17 protein-coding genes are annotated in these 18,426 nt (G+C 46.1%); 14 read left to right on the plus strand and 3 right to left on the minus strand.

What is annotated here, in order from left to right; all coding sequences use genetic code 11:
• Positions 1-216 precede the first annotated feature (216 nt).
• From OP864_RS15580 to OP864_RS15630, 11 genes are all read left to right on the plus strand, one after another.
• Entirely contained in the window at positions 217-435 is a 219-nt protein-coding gene (locus tag OP864_RS15580; protein ID WP_270099074.1) for a hypothetical protein, read from the plus strand.
• Positions 436-569: 134 nt separating this feature from the next.
• Entirely contained in the window at positions 570-1,007 is a 438-nt protein-coding gene (locus OP864_RS15585; protein ID WP_270099075.1) for a hypothetical protein, read from the plus strand.
• A gap of 37 nt (positions 1,008-1,044) precedes the next feature.
• On the plus strand, positions 1,045-1,716 hold the full coding sequence (locus tag OP864_RS15590) for an immunity 53 family protein (RefSeq protein WP_270099076.1): 672 nt from the start codon (positions 1,045-1,047) through the stop codon (positions 1,714-1,716).
• 861 nt (positions 1,717-2,577) lie between these two features.
• Positions 2,578-3,414, plus strand: a complete 837-nt coding sequence (locus OP864_RS15595; RefSeq protein ID WP_270099077.1) for an RHS repeat domain-containing protein — start codon at positions 2,578-2,580, stop codon at positions 3,412-3,414.
• A gap of 113 nt (positions 3,415-3,527) precedes the next feature.
• Entirely contained in the window at positions 3,528-4,022 is a 495-nt protein-coding gene (locus tag OP864_RS15600) for a hypothetical protein (RefSeq protein WP_270099078.1), read from the plus strand.
• Between the two features lie 361 nt (positions 4,023-4,383).
• Positions 4,384-4,818, plus strand: coding sequence for a hypothetical protein (locus tag OP864_RS15605; protein ID WP_270099079.1), 435 nt, complete (start codon positions 4,384-4,386; stop codon positions 4,816-4,818).
• Between the two features lie 2 nt (positions 4,819-4,820).
• Entirely contained in the window at positions 4,821-5,276 is a 456-nt protein-coding gene (locus OP864_RS15610; RefSeq protein WP_270099080.1) for a hypothetical protein, read from the plus strand.
• Positions 5,277-5,875: 599 nt separating this feature from the next.
• A complete protein-coding gene (locus tag OP864_RS15615; protein ID WP_270099081.1) occupies positions 5,876-7,720 on the plus strand; it encodes a tetratricopeptide repeat protein in 1,845 nt (614 codons plus the stop codon).
• 75 nt (positions 7,721-7,795) lie between these two features.
• Positions 7,796-10,240, plus strand: coding sequence for a TonB-dependent receptor (locus OP864_RS15620; RefSeq protein ID WP_270099082.1), 2,445 nt, complete (start codon positions 7,796-7,798; stop codon positions 10,238-10,240).
• A 269-nt stretch (positions 10,241-10,509) separates the two neighbouring features.
• On the plus strand, positions 10,510-10,764 hold the full coding sequence (locus tag OP864_RS15625; RefSeq protein WP_270099083.1) for an acyl carrier protein: 255 nt from the start codon (positions 10,510-10,512) through the stop codon (positions 10,762-10,764).
• Position 10,765: 1 nt separating this feature from the next.
• Positions 10,766-11,338 (plus strand): 4'-phosphopantetheinyl transferase family protein, encoded by a 573-nt coding sequence (locus OP864_RS15630; protein ID WP_270099084.1) that lies wholly within the window; start codon positions 10,766-10,768, stop codon positions 11,336-11,338.
• Here the strand turns inward: OP864_RS15630 and OP864_RS15635 are convergent.
• A complete protein-coding gene (locus OP864_RS15635) occupies positions 11,295-12,344 on the minus strand; it encodes a DUF6340 family protein (protein ID WP_270099085.1) in 1,050 nt (349 codons plus the stop codon). The genes OP864_RS15630 and OP864_RS15635 overlap by 44 nt on opposite strands.
• Before the next feature lie 314 nt (positions 12,345-12,658).
• Positions 12,659-13,228 (minus strand): glutathione peroxidase, encoded by a 570-nt coding sequence (locus OP864_RS15640; protein ID WP_270099086.1) that lies wholly within the window; start codon positions 13,226-13,228, stop codon positions 12,659-12,661.
• Between the two features lie 109 nt (positions 13,229-13,337).
• Here OP864_RS15640 and OP864_RS15645 point away from each other — a divergent pair, with 109 nt between their 5' ends.
• The gene (locus tag OP864_RS15645) at positions 13,338-13,619 is read left to right on the plus strand and encodes a hypothetical protein (protein WP_015694233.1); all 282 of its coding nucleotides are present in this window, start codon (positions 13,338-13,340) and stop codon (positions 13,617-13,619) included.
• A gap of 2 nt (positions 13,620-13,621) precedes the next feature.
• On the opposite strand, the gene OP864_RS15650 is transcribed toward OP864_RS15645, so the two are convergent.
• Positions 13,622-16,918: an AAA family ATPase gene (locus tag OP864_RS15650; RefSeq protein WP_270099087.1), complete on the minus strand. Its 3,297-nt coding sequence runs from the start codon at positions 16,916-16,918 to the stop codon at positions 13,622-13,624.
• Positions 16,919-17,219: 301 nt separating this feature from the next.
• Between OP864_RS15650 and OP864_RS15655 the strand changes: the two genes are divergently transcribed.
• Positions 17,220-17,966: a methyltransferase family protein gene (locus OP864_RS15655; RefSeq protein ID WP_270099088.1), complete on the plus strand. Its 747-nt coding sequence runs from the start codon at positions 17,220-17,222 to the stop codon at positions 17,964-17,966.
• Positions 17,967-18,005: 39 nt separating this feature from the next.
• Positions 18,006-18,425, plus strand: coding sequence for an acyl-CoA thioesterase (locus OP864_RS15660; RefSeq protein ID WP_270099089.1), 420 nt, complete (start codon positions 18,006-18,008; stop codon positions 18,423-18,425).
• Position 18,426 lies beyond the last annotated feature (1 nt).

An 18,426-nucleotide genomic window follows, 5' to 3' on the forward strand; every position in this document is an offset into this window, starting at 1 on the left:
TTTAGAGGGCTGTCTGAAAAAGCTAGCCTAGGGGCTTGTCCCTAGGCGCAGGAAAGGGCAGACACTAAATTCCAATATTAGTCCCTCAACTTTTTCTGTGGAGAGGGGGGAGAAAGTAAAGAAAAAGCCTTTCTTTGCTATAAATGATACCAAAACAAAAATGGGAAGTTTCTAGAATTAGGATTTTAAGAACTTAGGATATGTGAAAATAAAATTATGTATAGAGTTATTATTGGGAGTCCAGTAGATTATGAAGATGTAGTTGCATATGTTTATTTAGAAGGAGGGTGTATAGCAATTTTAGATCAAGAGGAAGGAGTAGATAATATAAGAGTTGAATTTTTTAAAGAAGGGCTAGATAAGGTTAAGAAGTTTAATTTAGATCTTTTGATGGAAGCATTGCTTGAAGCAAAGCGTAGATTAAAAGGTAACTAGGTGTTCTCATCTACATTAACTTAGTAGGGCAGCAGGCCCCAAAAAATAAAACTAGTCCCTTAACTTTTTCTGCTCATAGGGGAAATAAACCAAGAACCGCTAACCAAAACGATTAGGCACACAAAAATGAAAATATGAAAGAATTATTAGAGAATCCAGTATTAGCGCCCTTTGCTGCTGATTTTAGCTTAGTGGAGGAGGCTAGAGGAAAGGGAATAATTGAATATTTCCACTTAGCTCAAATTAAAAATTATCAGGCTACCTCTTATCTAGGAAATATCGCTTGGGATACTTTTGAGACAGCTCATACCTATGAGTGGGATCTAGTGAAGAGAGAAGATGATATTGAGGATTTGTTGAAAAAATCGTCTTTGTCTGAACATAAGGAGGTATTTTTACAATTGAGATATGGGGAGCCTATCTTGAAAATATCCACAAGTTCATTTATCGCACATTGGGATGAGATATTATATCAGTCCGTAGAAGGATTTCCACTGGCTACAGCAGATGGAAAACTGTTTTTAGAGTGGTTAAATAATCCTAAGTCGATATACTCGAATTTTTTAATCTAGAGCCAGCTTATTTAGCTGTTTCCCAATCAAAATAAATATGAACTCATTAGATGTATTAGAAGAGTGGGCTTTGTTGTATTCTGCTAAGAAAGAACAAGTTAAAGACTTGATTCACATTTGTAATATTGATAACCCAGGCTGGGGTGTTAAAATTGATTTAAAAGAAACTATTTTAGATGGGGCAAGTGTAGAATGGGAACGAATAGAAGGATCTAAAGATGGTTGGTCCACAGGAGACTGGCATGGAATTGCTGTAGTAGATGCTGTTTTTGATGGATTTGGAGGTCCTAGAAAGCTACGATTGTTATTGAATCGCTTTAAGGACTTAGTAGAACAAAAAAAGAAAGAGTTAGGCTGGAATAGTCCTGAGGACGGTAAAAAATGGCAAGAAGAGGATAACACTGACATATTAGCTTGGATAGAAGACTGGTTCAGCTTTCATTGTGACGGAGATTGGGAACATCAATATGGCTTTACCATAAAGACGATCGAAAGTGGCGGCTGGTCTCTGCAGATAGACCTAATAGAAACTCTTTTAGAGGATACCGAGATAGCCTGGCAATTAGTGAAAAAATCAGAAAATGATTGGTATGGGCTGGCTATCAAAGATAGTGTATTTTCGGCTTCTGGAGATCTCCGAAAATTAAGTTTTTTATTGCATTCTTTTAAGGAGCTGGTAGAAGCTGCTGATGAAGATTTTGAGGAATAGGGGCCTCCCGCCTTCGGCGGGCGCTACGTTGCGGGGCTCGCTGCTCGCTCGGCCCTGCGCGGGCTGCGCCCGCTTGGTCTGGCCTTCGGCCACCCCTGCACATCGCTAGGCCTGCGGCCCTAGGGGCCTGCTATATGGGCCTGTAGGTTGAAACCTACAGCCAATTAACGAATGCATTTTTGTGTTCAATGGAGGGTTGAAACCCTCCATAAATAAACATTTTTCAGTCCGTGCTTTCTTCTTTGGCGGCTGGGCAGTTTTGGGCCCATGGGCTGAAGCCCATGGTTGTGGGACTATGCAAAGAGCGGGCTAAAGCCCTTGTTTGCTATAAAAATGGAAAAGGTTCGCTCCAAGAAAAACAACAACCGTCCAACCACAACCGCAAAGAAAAATCCCCTCGAATGAGGGGATGACGATTTTTTCGATAGCCTAGGGCCTTGGCCCTAGGGTTCCTATGAAATTTATGGGGGAGACAAAAACAAACTATCGAAGAAAAAAATAACCCTTGTTCAAAGCGGTAGAGGATTTTAATCCTCTCCGCACTATAGATGTAGAATGGGGTTGTTGTATGGCTGCTGGTTTCAACCTGCAGCCACAGCTAGCAGGCGGCGAAGCCGCCGCAGGCCTAGGGGCCTGCAAGGGGGCCGCGTAGCGGCAGACCTAGCCAGCTTGCTGGCGCAGGGCCGAGCAAACCTGTGAGCCCTGCAAGGGCCCGGCCGCCTTTGGCGGCAGGCCCCAAAAAAAGATAAAAAATAGTATCTTTAGACCTCGTTCTTTGAAATAAAATGAGCTTTAAGCCGCCGCCGCTACGAGCTGTCCAACCACCTAGGCAACGTACTGGCTACGGTCAGTGATAAATCTTTGGGTCAAGACAGCAGCCAAACTGGACAGGCAGATTATTATTTGGCGCAGGTTTCTTCGGCTAGTTTGTACTATCCCTTTGGTTGGGAAATGCCTGGCCGCAAGTTTGTGAGTGGGGAGGACTATCGTTTTGGGTTTAATGGGAAGGAAGATGACCGAGATTGGGGGACGCAAAACATTCAGGATTATGGCTTTAGGTTGTATAATCCGAGTATAGGGAAGTTTTTGAGTGTGGATCCGTTGGCGCCGGAGTATCCTGAGTTGACTTGTTATCAGTTTGCGTCTAATACGCCAATACAAGCAATTGATTTAGATGGGTTGGAGGCTTTTTTTGTTCATGGAACTACCAACTTTGATCTTGCATGGATGAATTTTCAAACAGGGGCATACTATTTCAAAAGTTATGATAAGGTAGTTCAGGAATTACCAAAAGCTTTTGGGAATCAATTCAGTAGTACTGCATTTAGATGGTCTGGGGATAATACAGATAAAGCAAGGGCGCAAGCTGGACGCGATTTAGCTAATTATGTTATGTCTAATAGAGTTTCTAGTGAGCCTATAACTTTAGTAGGTCATAGTCATGGAGGTAATGCTGTTATTGAAGCAGCCTTAATATTGATAAATGATCATAAAATAGATCCCAATGAGATAAATATTGTGACAATGAATACATCTGATCAATGGGAGCAAACTTTACCTCAGGAAAGTGATATGAATGTATATTCAATAAATGCAATTAGTGACCAAATTCAAGAATTAGGAAGTGATTTTGGAGGGTTTGATGATAATGGAATTGTAATTGATAATGCAGATGCCTATATTTTCTTTACTGACTAAAATGGAGGTGCATGTGATTTTTCAAACCATTGTCCTTCTGATGATAATTTTGATGAATGGTTCCCTGATTTGAAAAAATCAATAAAGGAGGTGGAAGCTAAAAAACAAGAAAAATGAAAATTATATTACTTTTTTGTGTTTTATTTACTTTTTGGAGATGCAGTTTTCAGAAGGAATGTGATGCGGTCGATTACAGTAAGTTTGGTATAGATACTCTTTTATTAAATAGTAACGCCTTATACCTTCATGGTAAAGACACATTTGAATTTAAAGTTTATGAGTTCTACACCATTTCTGAAAAAACTTCAAGTTCTAGTTTCAGTTCAATGGAGGGGTGTGCGAATGGTTACCATTTAGCAAATTATAATGAAACTATTGGGTTGTTCATTTCTAGTTATTTTGTTGAAAAAGAGGGAATGTTTGAGTATGGTGTTTATTCTAATGGCCTTTTTACGAAAAGAATAAAAAATGTTTTAGAGAAAAAAGATTTGGGTTTTGAAATAACTATAAATAATAAGGGCTCGTTCATAAAAAGTTTAAGATTTGAGAAAGGCAGAATAGTTTCATTTGAGGATAGTTTAGGTCAGGTTTGGAATGACCTTGATTAAGGGAGATAAGTGTTCTTCTTTATTACTATTCCTGCTAAAAGCCCCTGCTTTGTTTGGGGGAAGAAGATATTAGGTTTTCAGGTCCTGCGGCTTTTAAGCTGCAGGCCAATTGTTGCTAAGGAGCTAGCTCTGCTGTTCCTAAATTGGCTGCTGGTTTCAACCTGCAGCCACAGCTAGCAGGCGGCGAAGCCGCCGCAGGCCTAGGGGCCTGAAAGGGGGCCGCGCAGCGGCAGACCAAGGGCGAAGCCCGCAGGGCCGAGCAGGCTTGCGAGCCCTGAAAGGGCCCGGCCGCCTTTGGCGGCAGGCCCCAAAAAAATAAAACTAGTCCCTCAACTTTTTCTGCATATAAATAAAATAGGATATGTCTGATAAAAATAGATTTGCAACATTTGAGTTTGAAGGTGTAGAACAAGCCTTCTGGGAAGAAATAGAGCAGAACGACTTATTGAAGGTCGAGGCAGTCAACGCATCTCAATTTGAACTGACTGTAAATATAGAGACGAAGAGTTATCTGGCTAGTATAGATACCGGATTTACCTTATCTAGTATGAGTAGCCAGAAAACATTATTTCAGGCTAATGCGAGCTATTGGGGGGCTGCGGAAGAATGGAGCGCAGGAGGTTTTTGTCTTTATGCAAAAAAGTCGGCATACATAGATTTTGTCAAATCTTTTACGATGGACTTTATGGCATATCCAGATTACTATGAGGCTGTGCACTACTGTTTCCATTTTCCAACTCTGCTCATCGATGTTGTTGCTATGGACCTTCCAAGGATAATAGTTAAAAGGAAATAAACATGAATTTAAATGGTTTTCAACCCTATAGATTTGAAGGGCTTAGTCAAGATTTTATAGATGAAACGGATAAGCATTATCTTGATGATCTCTATATAGAATCTATTCACAGATCTGGACAGAGTTTTAAGATTAGCTTGTATACCAAGAATTATAGGGCTGTCATTGATATAGACCGTATTTTGTCTAGCATGACAACAGAAGAATCTCTTTTTCTTACTGCTGGCAAGTACTGGGCTGTTTCAGGACAAATAAAAGGTTCAGATTTTTGCTTTTGGGCAAAAGAATCAGCTTATATAGAGTTGTTGAAATCCAATAGATTAAATTTTGCAGCTGCTACAGATGGGAGAGAGGCGATACATTACTTTTTTGCTTTCTCAGGCTTGATCATAGATGTTGTTGCTTTGGACCAACCAAAAATAAGCCTAACGCCCAGAACAAGCAGCCAAAACGATTAGGAATGTTTTTAGAGTGGCTGAATAATCCTAAGTCGATATACTCAAATTTTTTAATCTAATATGGGGCCTCTGCTGCGCTACGCTTGCGGCGCTACGTTCGGCAGCTCGCTATTCGCTCGGCCCTGCGCGGGCTGCGCCCGCTTGGTCTGGCCTTCGGCCACCCCTGCACATCGCTAGGCCGTTTGGCCTTCGGCCATGGCGGCTTTGCCGCTATCTGCAGCCTAAAGGCCGCAGCCAATCTTGTTGGGCCTTCATCTTTCTCGCCGCAGCGGCTTAAAAGCCCCTGCTTTGTTTGTGGAAAGGAGCTATTCGGTTTTCAGGTCCTGCGGCTTTTAAGCTGCAGGCCAATTGTTGCTTAGGAGCGGGCTCTGCTGTACCTAAATTGGCTGCTGGTTTTAACCTGCAGTCCATGGCCGAAGGCCAAACGGCCTAGGGGCCTGTAAGGGTGCCGCGCAGCGGCAGAGCCAGCCAGCTTGCTGGCGCAGGGCCGAGCAGACCTGCGAGCCCTGCAAGGGCCCGGCCGCCTTTGGCGGCAGGCCCCAAAAAAACAAACAGACTATCTAGTTCTAGAGCAACTTCATTATCTTTCCTAAAAAAAGATGAGGTACCCTATACTTGTTCTCTTCCTATTTTGGGGATTGCCGCTTTGGGCACAATCCTTAAAAGCCTATGAAAAGGCCGCTCAGGCAGCCCTAGATCGGGCCGATTATTACAATGCTATTTATTATTATGAGGCGGTTTTGCAAAGCAAACCCCAAGCCGATATTTATTGGGCCTATGCTCGGGCTTTGGCTGGCGCTTTGGCCCATGAGCAGGCCGTGAGCGCTTATCAAAAGGCGGAGAAAAAAGCCGAAGAGTATCCAAATTTTTATTATTGCTATGGCCTGAGCCTGCAGCAGTCTGGGCAGTATGAGCAGGCCCAAGAGGCCTGGGAAAAACAAGCCGCAGAGCAGCTGTCTCCCTATGAAAAAGCGCATTTGCAGCAGTGCTTAAAGGGGCTGGCGATGATTGAGGCGCAAGTTGTGGATGAAGATTGGAACTGCCAAAATATGGGGCCAAAAATTAACGGCCCCTCGGCAGATTATGCGGCTTATCCGGATAGTTTGGACCGCCTGCAGTTTTCGGCCCTGCGACAAAAAAATGCTGAGATGGCCTTTCGCAGCCAATTGTATAGAGAGCGGGAAAAAGGAAAAAAAGCCCAGCAAGATGAGCGAATTAGTCAGCAAAAGCAGCTAGGCGCCAGTTGTTGGGGCAAAAACTTTGCTTCTCGATACCTTACGATTATCGAAGATAGTAGCTCTTATTTGGCCTATAGCTATTTGCAGGAAAATGGCCGTTTTTCGCTCCCCAAAGCCTTAAAAGGTTTGCCCGATCGCTCGAGCCAACCGCATTATTATGCCTTTGGCAAGGACTCGGCCTACCTGTATTTTGTTCATCAAACGGCCCAACAAAAGGAAGATATTTATTGGGCCAAAATAGCTGAGGATACGCTTGTGCTTGCCTTTGGTTCCTTGGGGGCCGAAATAAATAGCCCCGGCCGAGAGCTTTCTCCTTTTAGACGAGGCGATAGTCTGTTTTTTGCCTCAGACTTTTGGGCGGGCTATGGCGGTTTAGATATCTTTTGCGCCAGTAGCGATAGCGTTTTTAATTTGGGGCCAGGCCTGAACTCTGCCGCCCATGAGCTCTATTTTTATCTTAATCAGGGCGATAGCAGTGGCTATTTTGCTTCTAATCGAAAGGGCTCGCAGCAATTGAAGGAGGCCGTTTGCTGCACCGATATTTATCAATTTGAAACTAGTCGATTTTTGCCCACTGAGCCCACTGAGCCCCCGCTTTTGGTCCAACTAGATAGTCCAGCACCGCCCCAGCCAATAGGGCCCAGCCAAGAAGAGGAACTCCTCACGGCCTTGCAGCAATCTTTACCCCTAGCCCTCTATTTTCATAATGACGAACCCGATAGCAATAGCCTTGCCCTATCGGCTAGCCAAACTTATCGGCAATCTTGGGGGAGCTATGCGCAGCTTTTTCCTAGCTATCGCCAACAAAATAGCGCCAATTTGGCCGCCTGGGAACAGTTTGAAGCGCAGGCTAGCGCCAACTATCAGCAACTACAGCAGTTTGAAGAACAATTGCTGGCCCTTTTGCAAACAGGGGCTAGGGTAGAAGTCGCCCTAAGAGCCTATTGTTCGCCTCGTTCTTGGACGGATTACAATTTTAACTTGGCCCAAAGGCGCTTAGATGCCCTGATCAATAATTGGGAGGCAGGCCCCCTAGCGCCTTATTATGCCAGCGGCCAACTCCAACTCAAATCTTTGCCTCTGGGCGAAAGCCAAGCCCCAAAAACAGTAAATGATCGCTTCGACCAACCCCAACTATCGATCTTTTCGCCTGCCGCAGCCAGAGAACGACGACTAGAAATTGAACTTGTTTCCCTTAAAAACTAAAATTTAGGTCTCTAGGCAGATTTAAAAAACGTACTTTTAACCCTAAGTTTTTATCTCACCCAAGCTTTATAACTTATGCGCTGGATTAACCTCTGCATCTTTATGGGCCTTATGCTCCCCACTTTATGGGCCCAAAATACCCAAGAAATTCGAGGCCGTGTCCTTGATAAAACGAGCAAACAACCACTAGTTGGCGTTACGGTCCTCCTCTTTGAAAGTGATCCTATTCTAGCCACAGTTACCGACTTTGACGGCTTCTATAGATTAGAAGTCCCTCTTGGCCGCCAACAAATCGAAGCCCGATATTTAGGCTATGAACCCTTTCTTAGTAAACCTCTAATTATTTCTAGCGCCAAAGAATTGACCCTAGATATTGAACTGCTAGAGGCAGTTCAAGAAACGGGAGAGGTGACCGTCACCGCCGCCGCAGCTAGTAGCGGAAATGAAGCGATTAACGAGCTTTCGGTGGTCAGTACCCGCTCTTTTTCTGTAGAAGAAACAGAGCGCTATGCGGCTTCTATCAATGACCCCGGGCGGATGGTGATGGCCTTCCCAGGTGTACAAGCCAACCAAGATACCGAAAACGATATCATCATCCGAGGAAACTCTGCGGTGGGGGTGCTCTGGCGAGTAGAAGGCCTTGATATTGCCAACCCTAGCCATTTTGCCCGACCAGCAACTACTGGGGGCGGAATTACGGTCTTTAGCGCTTCTCTTTTGAGTAATTCTGATTTTAGTACTGGCGCTTTTGCCGCAGAATATGGCAATGCTTTTTCGGGCGTTTTTGATGTGCGTTTCCGAAAAGGAAACCTAGAAAAACGAGAGTATACCTTTAGAGCGGGACTGATCGGTATTGACTTTGCCGCTGAAGGTCCAATCAAAAAAGGCAGAAGTTCTTATCTCATCAATTACCGCTATTCTACTATGGGCCTTTTGGCCAAAGGAGGACTCTATGTGGTTAGAGAAAATGCCTCGAATACCTTTCAAGACCTCTCGTTTAACCTCTACTTTTCTGGCCCAAAAAATAAAAATCGCTTTACCATCTTTGGTATGGGCGGTTTGAGCCAAGAATACTGGTGGATGCTCCCCAAAGACCGCTGGCAAAATAGCCTAGATTATGTCTGGGATGCCAATACTACCAATATGGGCGTTTTGGGAACTACCTATACCCGACTAATTGACGATAAGTCTTTCTTTAAGATGTCTGCTGGGGTAGGGACCAATTACCTCAATGATTATCAGGTCGAGCCCACAGTTGCCGCCGACTCTATTTATTGGCTAGAACGCAATAATTTCCTCACGACCAAGTTTAGCTGGCATGGGGTCTATAGCCGAAAAATTAATCGACAATTGCGAATCAAAGCGGGCTTGATTAGTACCTACCACCTCTGGGACCTAGAATATGGCTTGTTTCAAGGCGATAGCTTAGGCTACCAAAATTATTTGGGCCAATTTACTCCTGGTCCCCGCCGCCCACTGACCGAAGCCTATTTTGACCCCGCTCAATTGGGCGATATTCCTACCTTTGATGGGGAGGGCGAGCTAGGCACGGCCTTTAGCCAGCAGGCTTATGCTCAGGCTAGTTATCATCTCAACGAGAAATTTACGATTAACGCAGGGGCTCATTTCTTGTATTTGGCCCTCAATCAGGACTGGGCCCTCGATCCCCGCCTTTCTATGCGCTACGAATTGAGCCAAAATACGAAGTTTACTTTTGCCTATGGCCTGCACTCAAAAATGCAGCCTTTTGGTACCTATATGCTGAGCTTTGAAGGGGCTGATGGCGCCCTTTATCAGCCCAATAAAAACCTTAAGTTTACAAGGGCGCATCATCTTATTGTGGGCCTAGAACAAATGCTTACGCCCAAGCTTCGCCTGCAGGCCGAGGGCTATTTTCAGCAACTCTATAATGTGCCCATTTCTACAGATCCAAATAGCAATTTCTGGTTCTATAATCTTCGCGATAATTATGGCACGATCCCCATGGTCTCGGAAGGAAAGGGCCAAAATTATGGGGTCGACCTCACCCTAGAACAGTTCTTTGGCAAGGGCTTTTTTATGCTCTTTACGGCTTCGGCTTTCCGTTCTACCTTCAAGGCTTGGGAGCAAGATTATCGCTCTGCCCGCCTAGATAACCGCTTCTCTAGCAGCCTAATGGCTACAAAGGAATTTGTCTTTAAAAATGGAGGCGTTCTGCAATTAGGGGTCAAAACCTTTTTCCGTGGTGGCTTGCACCACCCCCAAGCCGATATCGAGGCTTCTCGAGAATTGGGCGCCTTTGTGGAGGACCAAGAAGCCGCTTTTGACGCTAGTTTCCCCCCTTATTTTCGCCTCGATACTCGCCTGGCTTACCGTAAAGATCTCAAAAACTTTTCTTATACGATTGGCCTCGATATTCAGAATACCACCAATAAAACAGACAACTGGAGATCGGTGGAATATGACCGAAATCTACAAACAATTGTCCTTGATCCCAATACGGGCTTTTTGCCTGTGCTGAGCTTTCAGCTCAATTTTTAGGGGCCTCCTGCCTTCGGCAGGCGGTTACTCCCTTCGGTCGTCGAAGACGGCCTAAAGGCCTTGTTGTCGTTTCGTAGCTCGCTGTTATTTAGGGGCCTCCTGCCTTCGGCAGGCGCTACGTTCCGCAGCTCGCTATTCGCTCGGCCCTTCAGCCCTTCGGGCTTCGGTCTGGCCTTCGGCCACTGCTGCACATCGCTAGGCCATCTGGCTTTGGGGGGCATCTAGCCCCCCGCCGCCAGCTTATTTTTCCATTTCCTCAACTTTTAATCATGACAAGAGAAAAATTAACTGCCGCCCTAAAAGAAATTATGGCGCCTTATGTTCAGGACCAAGCTGCTTTTGAAGCCGCTCAAGAGGACACTCATTTGATGAATGACCTCAAAATCAATTCACAGCATTTGGTAGATATTATCCTAGATGTAGAAGATGCCTTTGATATTGAGATTGATGATGAGGCCGCCGAAAAGATGATGACTGTAGGCGCTGCTGTGGATATCATTCAAGCTTTAATTCAGCCCGCTTAGTATGCTCGGAACAGATATCGTTGCTTTGGAGCAGCTGCATAGCAACCGCTGGGCCAGACGATTGGATAAGGTTTGTAGCCTAGAGGAACAAAAATGGCTGGGGCAGGCGCCCCAGCCATTTTTGGCTTTTGCCCAGCTCTGGGCCATGAAAGAGGCTGCCTATAAATTGGGCCTTCGTTTGGGAGCCCCTCTGGGCTATTACCCCAAAAAAATTAGCCTGCAAGCTAGGGCCGATGGCTACTTTTATTGTCCCCTTTGGAATATCTACTTATCGCTCAAGCAAACAGAAGGCTACCTTTGGGCCCAAGCCGCCGAGCAGCTTGCTCAATTATCTCAAATTCATTATGAGGTCTATCATTGGCCAGCGCTTGCCTTATCGCCTCGCTTGCGCTCGGCGGCCTTGCGAGAAGAGTTGGTCCAGCATTTAGGGCCGGGCCAGCTCATTAAAGACGAAAAGGGCCTGCCTTTTTGGACAAAAAAGACAGGCTCCTCGCTTATAGCATTAAGCCTTAGTTATGATGGTCCCTGGGCTAGTTGGGCCAGGGTAGTTCCTGCTGCCACAGATAATTCTTAATCCGTTTTTGTTCCTCGGCCAACCATTTATAGTAGGCCCTCGCTGGCTGAAAGGCATTGAGGAAAAAGGCCTCTCGAGCTAGGGTTTCAGCATTGGCGAGTTCTCCTTTTTGCTCTTCATAAACAGCTAAATTAAATAGGAGTGGACCCCGAAGTTTTTGCTCATTGGTTTCTAGTTGCTGCCGCCAAATTTTAGCAGCTTCATCCCAATCGCCTATTTTGACCAATTTATAGGCGGCTTTCATCTCTTTATGCCCTTTATGGTAAATATAGCGTCTTTTTTGGACCATCGTGCTACAAATGCGCATGGCGTATTGTCGGCCCAAGCGATAGCCCTGAGACTTCATTTTTTTGTTTTTCCAAGGCGAAATAATTTGGCCTAGAACATCATAGTCGCTACTTGTAGAGCTGCCACTAAACTGTTTCTCGGACCGCCAAATGTCTACCACTTCTTGGCGCTCAAGGTCATATAAACGCCAACAAACTTTTAGGTAAATTTGGTTAGTGGCTGTGGGCCTAGGGGCTCGGCCCTGACTACCGTTGCGGGCATATTCTGTGTGGGGGTCTTCTTGGTCACTATCTACCATATCTAAACTGGCTAGTAGTTGTCCCTTTTTGGCCAAAGCCCGCAGAAAGCTATCGGGCAAAGGGGGCGGAATTTCGCCACTGAGTTGTAGCCGCCCATAACTGGTATCTATTTTTTGTTGTTTTCTTTTTCGTTCTTCTATTAGGGTTTCTTCTAGGCCTTGCAGGATGCCTTTGGCGGCTTGTCGGTCATCGCCCACGTTTTCGCCAGAGGCTAAGCCCTCTAGGGTGTTGAGTAAAAGTTGATTGCCCTTTTTTTTGCTAAAAGCGCGGTTCCAAACTAAAACTTGGTCCAAACTATCAGGAATATAAAGGTCGGGGCAACGCATTTGATAGTAGTAAACAGATTTTCTTGTACTGCAACTGCCTAGCAGCAGGGCCGCAAACAGTAGGAGGAAAAGGGCGCTTAGGGCGTTTTTCATTTTTTTGAGGTTTCAATAAGGAATAAAATAGGCAGATTCAAGATAATGCTTCTTTGCATTTTGCAAGAAGAAGCGCTCCAAAGATTTTGCCTAAGGCGCCCCCTAAAAGGCCCGAAGGGCCGTCGGCTGAGGGATGGATAGCAGTGGCCGAAGGCCAGACCCAGGGCTTTTGAAGCGCAGCGAAAAAGCCCGCAGGGCCGAGCAGACCTGCGAGCTGCGGCACAGCCCGACCCGCCCGCAGGGCGGGGCAGCCCCAAATAAAAAACCGCCTAGCCTAAAAAAGCTAAGCGGTAAAAAAACAGTTGGAGAACTGCTTATTGGGGAAGGGCGGCAACAATTGCTTGGCGCACCTCTTTTTCGGTTACTTTTTCTCTAGGGGCAAAAGACTGCAACAGCTTGCCTTCTGGCGAAATGAGGAACTTTTGGAAGTTCCAGCGCACTTTAGCATCGAGGACCCCGTTTTCTGACTTTTGCGTGAGGTAGCTATACAAAGGGTGAATATCCTTGCCCTTGACCGATATTTTGGCAAACATGGGAAAGCCGACCCCATAATTTAGGCGACAAAAACTTTTAATCTCCTCATTACTTCCGGGTTCTTGGCCCATAAAGTTATTGGCGGGAAAGCCCAAAATGAGGAGCCCTTGATCTTTGTATTCCTCATAGAGCGCCTGTAGCTCTTCATACTGAGGGGTGAGGCCGCATTTGCTGGCCACATTGACAATCAGTAGGGTTTTGCCCTTATATTGGCTGAGCTGAACCTCTTCTCCGTCAATGGTTTCTACCTTAAAATCATAAATCTTAGCCATATCGTTGTTGGGTTTGAATGCAAAAAAACTAAAAGCGAGGCCAAAAAATACTAGGCCCGAAACAAATAGGTACTTCATGAAGAATCCGTTTTTCTATTTGATTAAATATACGTACTTTTTACAAACGGCAGGGCGATGTAAATGTTTGCCACAGCCATTCTTAAATTTACTTTAAATTGACCAACTTATGAAATATTTATTGATCGCCATTTCCTTTCTGTTTATTCTTTCTAGCGGTTTGCAAAGTTGCAACCGAGGTCCTTCTTGCCCTGCTTATGGCGGTATTGACCCCGGTTTTAGCACCCCCAACCCCGATGACAAGGCCAGAGAAACGGCCCTAAAAAGCAAGGGGAAATACAACAACAAAAAAGAGGTAGAAAAGAAAAAGAAGAAAGAGCTCAGTGCCAAGCGCACTAAAAAGGGCAAATCCAATCTTTTTCCGGGCTATATGCGCAAAAAGCGCCGCTAAGCCTACTGCATTAAGGCCTCAATATGGTCCCTAAAGAGCTGCTTCCAGATGCTGTATAGCTGTTGAAAGTATTGTTCTTTGGGGACTTCTTGTTTAGAGAGCTGAAATTCGCTATCCTCTATGCGCTGAAGGCGATATTTGCGTTTGGGGCTACGGCTAAGCGAGCGAACCTTCATGCGGTGTGGGGCTTCGGGCAGTTCGCTTTGGTCTTTTCCCTGCAACAAATAGTAATAATGAAATTTATCCAAATCGTACTCTAGGGCATGCAGGCCATACTCATGGGCAAAGAAGAGGCGAGCGCCAGGCCCCTGAATATTCAGGCGCAAGGCAAATAGTCGACCCAAGCTATCGAGCTGGTCCAATTCTTCTAGCTGTTGTAGCCTACGCTCTAGGTATTGGTATTGGCTAAGGCGGATTTTATAATAATTTTGGCCGTTTTCTTCTTTTTCCTCCAAAAGTTCAGACTGTTCGAGGGCCTGATAAGCGGCAGCATCTAGCCAAACCTCTTCCTCTAGCTTTTCTATTTGTTTGGGGGCCAAAATAGCGGTCATCTCTAACTGAAAGCCCTCCTCATAGCAGGCCTGAGCAATAAATTGGGGAAGCCGAAGGTCGCTAAAGGCCTCAGGCGTACTATATATAGATAAAGTCAGTTGATCGGCCTGCTGGTCCATCAAACGATAGAGCGATAATTTGCTTTCAAAAAAGGCTTTTTCCCAATCTTTTAGGGCCTGATGTCGCTGCCGATTGAAGCTCCGATAACCCAAGCTACAAAGGGCCATTTCGGTTTCTAAGGCATCAATTTCTTCTCCCTTTTGCTGAATTTCGGCCAAGAGCTGGCTGCCCTTATTCAGGAAGCGAGCCGCATTGGCTTGTTCCTGTTCGGCCTGCTCTCTGCGAATTTGCTCTAGTTGCCGCTCTAGCTGGATGAAAAACTGCCCTTCTTTGAGCAAATGAAAGTCGTAGCGCAACTCACTGGCAAAATCCATATACTGCCCCTGACTCAGTTGTTCAATCAGCGCACTAAATTCCTGACTCTGCGCCTTGAGTTGAAAGACCACTCGCTGCTCCTTGGGGGCATAGTCGGCCAAAACATCCAGACGGTCGTCGGGCCCATATTTGTTGAGCTCTTCGGCCAAAGGCAAATAGAGCAGACTACGCATCCTCCGCTGCAAGGCCCGAGCTCCATATTTAGGCTGATAGCCCTCCTGGGCTAGGCGGATTTTAAGCGCCATAGAGCAGCTTAGGGCAATGGGCCGACGCTTCAGCCCCTCCCGCTCCTTAAATAAGGCCAGTTCTCTTTCCACCAATTGGAGCATCAGTTCCTGTCCCAAAGGCTGAAAGGGTAAAATCCGATCGAGACGGTTGTAAATCTCTGGACGGAAAAACTTTTGTAGTTCTTGCTCAAAATGCTGCTGCAGTTCCATATTAGACAGCTGATCGGCCCAACCAATGCGTTTGTTTTGCATTTTTGCAGCCCCCACATTAGAGGTCATGATGATGATGCAACTGCAAAAATTGACCAATTGCCCCCGACTGTCTGTAAGCCGCCCTTCGCCCAAAATCTGAAGCAAAAGGTCGTTGAAGGAAGGGTGGGCTTTCTCTAATTCATCAAAAAGCAGGACCGAAAAGGGCTCTCTGCGAACAGCCGAACTCAACAAACCATCCGAGTTGAAGTCGGTCCCAATTAAACGCATGACATCATAAGGCGAAGAAAATTCACTCATGTCAAAACGAATCATCCGCTCTCGGCTGCCAAACATATAGTCGGCTAGTAGCTTGGCCAATTCCGTTTTTCCAACTCCCGTAGGGCCCGCAAATAGGAGAGAGGCAATAGGTTTTTCAGGCCGGTTGAGGCCCGTTTTAACCAAAGCCAAAACATCTCTTAGGCTCTCTATGGCCGCATCCTGCCCAAAGAGCTGCTTTCTGAAAAATTGCTCTAAAGCAAATGGATCTAGCTTGATTTCAGGGTCTACCATAAAGGCCGGCATATTGCTCTCCTGACAAAAGGCCTGCACCACTTGGCTGCGGCTGACTTTTCCGCCCTGCTCTTTTTGTTGCTGCAATACACTCTCTAAAAAACGAATGCTCCTGGCCGGAAAACCCGAGTAGGGCTGATAACGCAATTGCAAGCGCAGGCCTTCTGCAATGGCTTCAGAAGAGATTTTAAGGCCCATGTTTTTGGCCTTCTGCTGTATTTTTCCACTCACTATTGCGCTGAGCTCGGCCCCCTTGGGCGCAAAAAGCTCCAAGCGCTGAAAATGTTGCAAAAAGGAAGGACTCCGACTCTCAATCAGCGCAAGTTCCTCCGCTGTGCATTCGGCAATTAGGCGAATTTCGCCCCGGTCCAAATACTGGCGAACTAGCTCGGCCATGCTTAAGTCACTGCCCGAGTATTGCCCCACCTCAAAAAGAGAAAGCAGATGCTCTACATACAGAATTTCTTGGGCCTGCCGTAGCTCTTGCACCAATAAATGCAGCTTCTCCTGCCAACCACTCTCCCCACTTAGCTCCTTGATGAGCCGAGCCGCTGTGGTCCGCCAAATCTGAGGCTTTTTGGCCTTCCGCTTCCGCATCGCTTCCAACAAAAGGGTAGATTTCCCCACTCCCGAAGGCCCGACCAATAAAATAGATTGCCCCTCTTGCTGCAAAAGTTGCAAAAGCTCCTCTAAAGCCGAGGCATGTCCCCAAAGTTGCTGTTTTTTGGCCTTGGGCAAAAGACTGGCCGCCTGAGGCAAGAGGTTGTTTTCTTGCTTTTCCTTGAGCTCGGCCAATTCCTTGAGATTGTAGGCCATTAAGTCAACGCTGCCCTTTTGCAAACTCATTTTTTCGGCCCAAAATAAAGGCATTAAGCCCTGCACATACTCCAAGCGACCCGCCCGAAGCACATCAATTTCAACCAATTGCTTGAGCTGCTGCGGAATATCTTCCTCCCGAGCCGCAAAACCCTCCAAACCCAACTGAGGCAACATCAACCAATAGCCCTGCTCTTGCTGCCGACGCAAATAAGGCAAGCGCAAATGAAAGGCCTGCAGGTCCAAACGCTCCTCAAAACTCGGATGATCAAAGTATAAGGTCGTCTCTGCCAACTCAAAATCCTCCGGCAACTCATAGTCCGCCATAAAAAGATATTCCCCCTCTTTCATGACCGCCTCCTGGAAACGCTGCTGAAAATGTTGACGCAAATCTTCCTCCCGCTCCAAAGATAAATAATCTTGCTCGGCCAAAGGAATGCGAATAGGGCTGGCTTGCCCCGCCAAATAAAGCGATATAATCGGAAACGGAAGTTGTACTTTCTGCATATTCAATGATTCGTTTGGCCGAAAATACAAATAAGTTTTTAAATAGATTTCTATTCGAAGAGGTTTTGGGGCTGCCCCTCCCTGCGGTCGGGTCGCTCCACTTCGCAGCTCGCTGTTCGCTCGGCCCTGCAGCCCTACGGGCTTTGGTCTGCCGCCCTGCCGGGCGGCCCTGCTTCGGCAGCTCAGCCTGCGGCGGCTTCGCCGCCTGTCTGCCGCAAAAGTATAGCCCAAGCCCCCTTTTTTTATTAGATTTTCTTAGCTTTGCGCCACTAGGCCAAAATTGGCGAAAATAAAGCAAACTATGAGTTTAAAAACAGAGCTAAGAACAGAGGGCGATTTCCTCTTTAAGCACCGCAGTTACCTCCCTTTAGTGATTATTGTCTTGGGCCTGGGCGCTTATGTATATAATGTATACTATGAGGAGCTAATCGATCCTAATTATGCCGAATACTATAAATGGGGCTGCCTAGCCGTTTCCCTGATCGGCCTGTTTATCCGTATGCACGCTATTGGCCATGCCGCCCCCAATACCTCGGGCCGCAATACCGCCGAGGGCCAAATTGCCGACCATATCAATAGTTCTGGCTGGTACGCTAGCTGCCGCCATCCCCTCTATTTGGGCAATTTCTTTATGTGGTTGGGCCTAGCTGGCCTCACTCAAGATTTTTGGTTCGTTATGGCCTTTATCTTTATGTATTGGGTCTACTACGAACGCATCATGTACGCCGAAGAAGCCTTTTTGATTGATAAATACGGAAAAGCCTATACCGATTGGTCGGCCAAAACTCCTGCCTTCTGGCCCAAATTTAGCCAATGGCGCAAACCCGATTATCCCTTTTCTTGGACCAAGATTATTCGCCAAGAAAAAGCCGGTATTCTCAACCTCTTTTTGGTCTTCTTTATCTTTGAAGCCATCGGCAGCTATATCAGTAGCCAAGAATGGCTCAATATGTCGCCACTTTGGTATAGCCTACTTATTGGGGCCATTGTTTGGTATGTGATTATTAAAGTTCTCCAAAAAACAACCAACATTTTTGAAGGACGCTAAGCCTAATGTATCATTGAGCTCACTAAAATCAATTGTATTATGAGCAAGCTTCCTTTAATCTGGAAACAGCCCGTCGCCTGGGGCGATATGGATGCCTTTGGCCATGTGAACAATGTACAGTACTTACGCTATTTTGAAACCGCTAGGGTCAAGTACTTTGAAGACCTCATGACTGGCGAAAAAGGCAAAGGACCCGTCCAGCCCGTTGTAGCTAGCCTACAAGCCGATTATAAGGCCCCTGTTACTTATCCCGATACCTTAGAAGTAAAACTAGGGGTGACCGAAATGGGCAATAGCAGCCTAAAAATGCGGGCCGAAATGTATAGCGCCAAAGGCTATTTGGCGGTGGTGGCCCATTGTAGTATTGTGATGTTCGACTTTGTGAAAAAACGTCCAGCTAGAATTTCTGATGAACTCCGTCAGTTTATTGAGGAGCTGGAGGCTAAAGCCAAAGAATAGC

The organism is Saprospira grandis, from assembly GCF_027594745.1.
Lineage (GTDB): Bacteria > Bacteroidota > Bacteroidia > Chitinophagales > Saprospiraceae > Saprospira > Saprospira grandis.

Bases quoted from the DNA above. Each gene is read 5' to 3' on its own strand.
- OP864_RS15580 (WP_270099074.1), top strand. From the start codon at position 217: ATGTATAGAGTTATTATTGGGAGTCCAGTAGATTATGAAGATGTAGTT.
- OP864_RS15585 (WP_270099075.1), top strand. From the start codon at position 570: ATGAAAGAATTATTAGAGAATCCAGTATTAGCGCCCTTTGCTGCTGAT.
- OP864_RS15590 (WP_270099076.1), top strand. From the start codon at position 1,045: ATGAACTCATTAGATGTATTAGAAGAGTGGGCTTTGTTGTATTCTGCT.
- OP864_RS15600 (WP_270099078.1), top strand. From the start codon at position 3,528: ATGAAAATTATATTACTTTTTTGTGTTTTATTTACTTTTTGGAGATGC.
- OP864_RS15605 (WP_270099079.1), top strand. From the start codon at position 4,384: ATGTCTGATAAAAATAGATTTGCAACATTTGAGTTTGAAGGTGTAGAA.
- OP864_RS15610 (WP_270099080.1), top strand. From the start codon at position 4,821: ATGAATTTAAATGGTTTTCAACCCTATAGATTTGAAGGGCTTAGTCAA.
- OP864_RS15615 (WP_270099081.1), top strand. From the start codon at position 5,876: ATGAGGTACCCTATACTTGTTCTCTTCCTATTTTGGGGATTGCCGCTT.
- OP864_RS15620 (WP_270099082.1), top strand. From the start codon at position 7,796: ATGCGCTGGATTAACCTCTGCATCTTTATGGGCCTTATGCTCCCCACT.
- OP864_RS15625 (WP_270099083.1), top strand. From the start codon at position 10,510: ATGACAAGAGAAAAATTAACTGCCGCCCTAAAAGAAATTATGGCGCCT.
- OP864_RS15630 (WP_270099084.1), top strand. From the start codon at position 10,766: ATGCTCGGAACAGATATCGTTGCTTTGGAGCAGCTGCATAGCAACCGC.
- OP864_RS15635 (WP_270099085.1), bottom strand. From the start codon at position 12,344: ATGAAAAACGCCCTAAGCGCCCTTTTCCTCCTACTGTTTGCGGCCCTG.
- OP864_RS15640 (WP_270099086.1), bottom strand. From the start codon at position 13,228: ATGAAGTACCTATTTGTTTCGGGCCTAGTATTTTTTGGCCTCGCTTTT.
- OP864_RS15645 (WP_015694233.1), top strand. From the start codon at position 13,338: ATGAAATATTTATTGATCGCCATTTCCTTTCTGTTTATTCTTTCTAGC.
- OP864_RS15650 (WP_270099087.1), bottom strand. From the start codon at position 16,918: ATGCAGAAAGTACAACTTCCGTTTCCGATTATATCGCTTTATTTGGCG.
- OP864_RS15655 (WP_270099088.1), top strand. From the start codon at position 17,220: ATGAGTTTAAAAACAGAGCTAAGAACAGAGGGCGATTTCCTCTTTAAG.
- OP864_RS15660 (WP_270099089.1), top strand. From the start codon at position 18,006: ATGAGCAAGCTTCCTTTAATCTGGAAACAGCCCGTCGCCTGGGGCGAT.